2 protein-coding genes are annotated in these 1,936 nt (G+C 30.4%); both read right to left on the bottom strand.

Annotated features, from left to right (window positions below):
- Positions 1–78: 78 nt before the first annotated feature.
- Positions 79–999, bottom strand: coding sequence for a hypothetical protein (locus tag COZ07_RS01495; protein WP_406606830.1), 921 nt, complete (start codon positions 997–999; stop codon positions 79–81).
- Between the two features lie 127 nt (positions 1,000–1,126).
- Positions 1,127–1,597: a hypothetical protein gene (locus tag COZ07_RS01490; protein WP_406606829.1), complete on the bottom strand. Its 471-nt coding sequence runs from the start codon at positions 1,595–1,597 to the stop codon at positions 1,127–1,129.
- Positions 1,598–1,936: the final 339 nt, after the last annotated feature.

Raw genomic sequence — 1,936 nt, 5'->3', positions numbered from 1 at the left:
CAACTAGTTATATTTATGGTATATTTTTCATTACACTGAGAACATTCTATAAACGGGTGTTTTTCATAATTTTGCTCACTAAAGAATTCGATCATGGATATCCTTTACCGCAGAGTCAATCGATCTCGCATTAAACTTTTTTGCCCATATAGAAAGTTCTTCAGAAATTTTTGAATAAAAACACTTATTATTAATAAGTTGTTGAGCTACATTGTAAATTTCTTTAACATCATCTGGATTTTTAACAATACATTCTTTATAGGGATACCAATCTAATACAGCAGATCCAATCACAGGTACCCCCGATAGACAATATTCAAAAGCCATATAATCAAATGATTCAGAAAATGAACATTGAAATCCCAAACGATGAGTAGAAATTTCATTGTAATAATCAGTGTCGCTTTTTAATAAAATAGGTAAAAATTTTGCTTCTCTGTGAAACTGTTCAAAATAATAACATGGAAAATCTTCAGATACCACAATGGGATCATTGGGCTTAAGTAAACTCATTGCAGCTATTTGGTTATGAGCATTTTTATGTTTTCTCAAATTATTTCCTAAAAATCCATAATTTCTTCTTTCTAAAGTAAATTTAACATCTTTATCATGAAATTTACAAATACGGGGCAAATAAATAAAATCATAAGCAAAAGCTACAGAATAACTTGACACAATACAATCTCTAATTTTTCCTTGAGATTTTAAGTTAATTACCTGATGAAGAATATCCATTTCAGGAGATGGCCATTGGGAGCTACTTAAATCGGCCTGTCCCAAAGGAGAAGTAAAACAATAATAAACTTTATCATGAACAATAAATTTAAGTTTATCGGGAGATATCCCCGCAATAATAACAGAATTAGCTTCATCTATTAAACAAAGCTCTTTAATATCATCAAAATAAAAAACTTTAACTAATTCAGTTAGTTGAAGTCCTTCTAAAAACCTTGCTTGCCCTTTAGCATACATATACTTTGGAATGTATGCATGAATCATTGAAAACCTCTTTTATTATAAAACCCTTTCTTTACAATGAATCCCATTATTTTAAGAAAATAATGAGAGAAGAGGGAAGGATCGCAAAGAAACTCCCTCTTCCCGGAGGAGTTATGAATAAACCCGTTTAAAACTTACCCAATATCAACCCTGCCCCAAATATAAAATAATCATCAACATTTGGAACACTCGCTATATCGGCAGAAAAATAAGCGCCGACAGTATTTTTCCAAAAGCACTTATAAAACTCCCCACCAAACGCAGCGCCAAGATCACTCGTCTGTGTTTGATATGTCCCAGTAAAATGAACACCAAACTTTAACGGTTCATTAACTGTGCCCCAAAAGGGAAGATCATAATAAATAATAGTTTTAAGTCCTATATTATCAAGATTATATCCATTCCCCCAATTTACCTTCTCAAACTCAGAACGAAGATAAATCTGACGACTTGAATCGATGCATGACTGAACACCTGTTAGAATTGAAACCCCAACATTGTCAATATTCTTATTAGAGCTCACACCAACTCCAATTGTGCCAGCAGCTTGTGCCGAAACAGCAATTAAAAAAATAGCAATAAATGCAAAAAATTTCATTTATTCCTCCTATTTATTCTTTTTACCCTTATTGGTGGGTTTTTTTACTTTCTTATTTCCCATTCGAATTCTCCTGTTTTAATTGTTTACCCTCTCTTATATAGTGTCTTAAATACCTAATATAAATTAAATTATTTTTATAATTTTCATAAAATTATGGGGCTCATAATTCTTTTTAAAATATTTTTCCCTATTATATATAATACGAATTTTTTTCATAAAAATCAATGATTTCTCTTAAAAAATCGTATTTATTTATATATAAGGAGATATTATGGACGCTTATTTTCCTATCTATAGTTTAATTGCTGGAATTATTTTAAATCCAGTTATGATTCT

The organism is Candidatus Infernicultor aquiphilus (genome assembly GCF_002784285.1).
Classification (GTDB): Bacteria; Atribacterota; Phoenicimicrobiia; order Phoenicimicrobiales; family Phoenicimicrobiaceae; genus Infernicultor; species Infernicultor aquiphilus.
This window is presented reverse-complemented; position numbering and strand designations above follow the sequence as displayed.